Raw genomic sequence first — 4371 nt, forward strand, 5'->3', positions numbered from 1 at the left:
CACTGGTCGGCAGAGTTTGCAAAGTGAACACCTTTCGCCCCGCCTGTGAACCGACAGCGATACGGTAAGTGATCGAGTGCCCCAGCAGGGGTGTCATCGGGTCGTCATCCACCGCATCCGAGGCCAGGTGGGTATGGCCCGCTTTCTTGACCAGGTGCGTGGCAATGACGCGGTAAACGATGCCCAGCACCCACCCCATGATCTCGGGCCGGCTGGCAAACAGGAAACGCAGCTGAAACGGGAAGCTCAACACCCACTGACGCATGGGTTGTTCAGGCAGTACTTCATCAACCAGCAAGGCGGCACTTTCGGCCATCCGCCGCGCCCCACAGCTCGGGCAGAAACCGCGACGCTTACAGCTGAAAGCGACCAGGTGCTCGGCGTGGCAAGACTCGCAGCGAACCCGTAGAAAGCCATGCTCCAGCCGCCCGCATTGGAGAAATTCTTCAAATTCCCGTTGCACATAGCCCGGCAATTCCTTTCCCTGCTCTGCCATAAGCGCAGCGAATGCCGGGTAATACTCGTCAACGATCTGATAGAGAAGGGTTTGCTCGGGTCGGTGGCTCTGGTAACGACCAGTATCCCGATCCCGGCTGGCCGTCCTGGCCGCCACATGAGGCATGTTCCGCGTCCTTGCAATACTGTGTTTACATACAGTCTATCGCTTAGCGGAAAGTTCTTTTACCCTCAGCCGAAATGCCTGCCGTTGCTAGACATTGCCAGCCAGTGCCCGTCACTCCCACTCGATTGTAAACAAGCACACAAAACCCTTTAGTGACAACAATTTGCAAGAACTATCAGGCTCAGTGCCATGAAAAATACCATGACCAGATCATGAGGTTGAACACGGCTTGCGCCGGCAGCGTTCACGCTCCTGGTCGGCGATCTCGCCCGGCTGCAATGCTAGCTCAGCATCGGTCATGCGCTCCAGCACGTCGCGTAGGCGGATGGTGCAAGGAATGGGCGGCAGCTCGAACTCATAGCCGCCGGCGATCATTTCGGCCGCAATCTCCTCGGTGATGAAAAACGGCTCGTCGTCTTGGTTCGGCTTCTTCATGCCCTTTCCTCCTGGCGCTCATCCTGGCCGACAGCGGCCAGGGCATCGGCTTCCGTCAATGCGTCCTCCACGAACGCGCCGTGCTGCTTCGCTTCGGCCTGGCTGACCTCGGCCCATATCCGTTTCACCTGGGCCGCACTGTACCCGGCCAGCTCGGCGGTCTTGTTGATGCTGTAGCCGGACTTGCGCAGCGCGACAACTTGGGCGCGGCGCTTCGGATCAGCACGGCGGCCCTTGTACCGCCCGGCCTGGCGGGCCAACTCAATGCCTTGGCGCTGGCGTTCGCGCCTGTCCTCGTAGTCGTCGCGGGCCATCTGCAAGGCCAGGCGAAAAAGCATGATCTGCACGGCTTCCAGCACGATCTTGGCGACGCCCTGGGCCTCGGCCGCCAGGTCGGATAGATCGACCACGCCAGGGACGGCCAGGCGTGCGCCTTTGGCCTGTATCGAGGCCACCAGGCGCTCGGCCTCGGGCAAAGGTAGGCGGCTGATGCGGTCGATCTTCTCGGCAATGACCACCTCGCCGGGCTGTAGGTCGCCGATCATGCGCAGCAGCTCAGGCCGGTCGGCGCGTGCGCCGGATGCCTTCTCACGGTAGATGCCGGCGACGTAGTAGCCGGCGGCCTTCGCGGCCGTAGTGATCGCCTCTTGGCGTTCCAAGTCCTGCGCGTCGGTGCTGACGCGCAGATAGACCCGCGCCACCATCGGCGCGGCTACTGGCTTCGTCCTGCGCATACTTGCGGGCTCCTTTGGGCATACTCAAATGCACCCATCTTAAACTGGCAGCTAATGTACAAAAGTTGATAGAAGCACACAAGTTCAATTTTGCACTTCTGCCCCACTATTGCAAAACTGCTTGTTAGTAGCCGTTTTTTCTTACTGTTTATAGATTCAATAATTTTTGAAACGAAAAATTGGGACTAAACATTTCGGTTTCGTTTTCTGTCGATTCGTCCTGCGTATCTTTTGCATAAACAAACATTTGTTGTTCGTAGTTTTCGATGGCATTTTCAATACTTGTAAATTCTCCGTTTGTAAGGTTTTCAGACAATATCAAAGCATCCAATAATCCCGTATTTACACCCTGTCCTGCAAAAGGCGACATCAAATGAGCAGCATCGCCAATCATTGTTATGGGTAATGGACGGTTACTTTTCCAATCATTGTTCAAAGGAAATTTCCTTGTGGGCAAGCATTGAAATGTTGATACCGAACGTATTAATTGTTTGTAAACTTCACTCCATTTGGAAAATCTTTTCAATAAAAAATCGGCAACGCTGTTTCTGTCCTGAAAATCTAAGGGAATTTTATTTTTCCATTCATCGGGCGTTTTAAAACTAATTCCTAAATACAATGCACCATTATTATTGGGATTGGCAAACAATAAAATGCCCTGATGTCCCGCCATTAATCGGTTGCCGTTGCATAGCTGAAAAAATCCGGGACAGTTTATTTCCGGTTGAAGAATATCAGCTTGGATGTTGAAAGTACCGGTTTCTTCAACTTGCGTGTCGGTAACAAAGCTCCTTATTTTCGACATTCCACCATTGGCAAGAATAACCAAATCTGCTGTTTCACTCGGTTTATTCTCAAAAGTTAGTGTCCACTTCTTCTTACCAGGTTCAAGCATAACAAGTTTTCTATCCCAAATAACCGTGTCGTTTTCTAAACTATTCAACAAGATAGCCCTTAAGTCATTTCTGTTTATTTCAGGATTGTCAAATCGATTTTCGGGCTTTACATTTTTTGTGGATAAAATATTGCCTTTTTCATCAGCAATATTTACACCCATTGGTAAGGCTAAGTCATAATAAGTTTGTAACAATCCCGCTTTTTTCATTGCTTCCTGACCTGAACCTTTGTGTAGGTCAAGGGTTCCACCAAAAATTCTTGCCTCTCGGTCGTTGTCTCTTTCGTAAACTGAAACGTCTATGCCGTTTTGCTGTAATAATTTTGCCATAGTCAGTCCAACGGGTCCACCACCAATTATTGCAACGTTCTTATCACTAAGTAAATTCATTTGTTTGTCTCTATCTATTCGCATTGTCATTCAAAAATGGCACATAACAAGTGGCTATACGCCAAATGGCGTATATATCCACTATATCTTATTTTGCTAAACCTTTCATTATCAGTGACAAATCCGTTTTCAACCGTTTACCGTTCGTTTCTACTCTCTCAAAAGGATTTATATTCATAGTGCTTTTTGTTAAGTTTTGCTCAAATATACAAATCCTTTCTATATATCTAACAAATCCATCGGACTTTTTAATTGTTCCATTCCCTTGGTGGTAATATGTGTATAAACCTCAGTTGTTTTACTGCTTGAATGACCTAACAACGATTGAATATAACGTAAACTCGTACCATTCTCAAGCAAATGCGTTGCAAAGCTATGTCGTAAGGTATGTACAGTAACTTCCTTTTGAATCTTTGCTTTTAAAACAGCTGCTTTAAAAATGTTTTGAATACTTCGGCTTGAGTATGCGCCACCTTTTTGACCTTCAAATAAATAATCTTTTGGTTTATATTCCATAAAGTATGTTCTTAAAATAATTAATGTTTTCTCAGATAAAATGGTATAACGATCTCTTTTTCCTTTTGACTGTTCTATACGAATTTGCATGCGCTTGGAGTCAATGTCTTTTATTTTCAGGTTTATACATTCAGAAATGCGCAAACCTGCCGAATAAATAGTCATCAGAATAGCCTTGTGTTTCACGTTTTCAATAGCGCGTAGTACCCGAATGGTTTCTTCTTCACTCATCACAACAGGAAGTGTTTTTTCTTTTTTTGGTCTTTCGATGAAATATGTTTTCCGTTGTCCACCCAAAACACGTTCGTAATAAAACTTAATCGCATTGATTGCCTGGTTTTGATAAGATATTGAAACTTTTCGCTCCATAACCAAATGTCGGAGAAATGATTGTATATGTCCTTCATTCAATCGATCGACGTATAGGAAGAATAAACGCCCTTTTCACCCAAGTCCAACAGCTTTGGACCGCAGTTGACTCTTTCGACACCCCTGCGATGCAACCCAATCCGGCTGACGGGGAGCCAGCAACGCTGAAAATTTACCCTCCTCTTTCCCACTAGCGGCTCCTTTTCCGACAACCAGCACGGCGGATCCCTGCCGCGGCGCTGTGAACGCAGCATTTTGATTGGTATCGTTGGCCTTCAGGCTCGTCAGTCAAACAGACCCAGGAGCAGCTCAGCCGGTGGCGCCCGGCTTTCGGGTAACGCCCTGGTCCCGCTGGTTTCGGCTTTGTGCTTCAGGTGATCAAGGATCTGCTTGATCACTATAGGGTCTTC

At 48.2% G+C, this 4371-nt stretch carries 5 protein-coding genes; all 5 read right to left on the bottom strand.

Annotated features, from left to right (window positions below):
- Positions 1-622: transposase zinc-binding domain-containing protein (locus FTU82_RS15680; protein WP_180101632.1), on the bottom strand; the 622-nt coding region annotated here is incomplete at its 3' end.
- Positions 623-832: 210 nt separating this feature from the next.
- Entirely contained in the window at positions 833-1057 is a 225-nt protein-coding gene (locus tag FTU82_RS15685; RefSeq protein ID WP_000743213.1) for a hypothetical protein, read from the bottom strand.
- A complete protein-coding gene (locus FTU82_RS15690; protein WP_001366550.1) occupies positions 1054-1791 on the bottom strand; it encodes a recombinase family protein in 738 nt (245 codons plus the stop codon). Before FTU82_RS15690 ends, FTU82_RS15685 begins: the two co-directional genes overlap by 4 nt.
- Positions 1792-1939: 148 nt before the next feature.
- Positions 1940-3106 (bottom strand): tetracycline-inactivating monooxygenase Tet(X), encoded by a 1167-nt coding sequence (tet(X), locus tag FTU82_RS15695; RefSeq protein WP_160243712.1) that lies wholly within the window; start codon positions 3104-3106, stop codon positions 1940-1942.
- 189 nt (positions 3107-3295) lie between these two features.
- On the bottom strand, positions 3296-3961 hold the full coding sequence (locus tag FTU82_RS15700) for a tyrosine-type recombinase/integrase (protein WP_015060916.1): 666 nt from the start codon (positions 3959-3961) through the stop codon (positions 3296-3298).
- Positions 3962-4371: the final 410 nt, after the last annotated feature.

The sequence above is a fragment of the Acinetobacter sp. YH12151 genome, assembly GCF_013418355.1.
Taxonomy (GTDB): Bacteria; Pseudomonadota; Gammaproteobacteria; order Pseudomonadales; family Moraxellaceae; genus Acinetobacter; species Acinetobacter pseudolwoffii.

Excerpts from the sequence above, each read along its gene's own strand:
- FTU82_RS15700 (WP_015060916.1), bottom strand. The coding sequence starts at position 3,961 with ATGGAGCGAAAAGTTTCAATATCTTATCAAAACCAGGCAATCAATGCG.
- FTU82_RS15685 (WP_000743213.1), bottom strand. The coding sequence starts at position 1,057 with ATGAAGAAGCCGAACCAAGACGACGAGCCGTTTTTCATCACCGAGGAG.
- FTU82_RS15690 (WP_001366550.1), bottom strand. The coding sequence starts at position 1,791 with ATGCGCAGGACGAAGCCAGTAGCCGCGCCGATGGTGGCGCGGGTCTAT.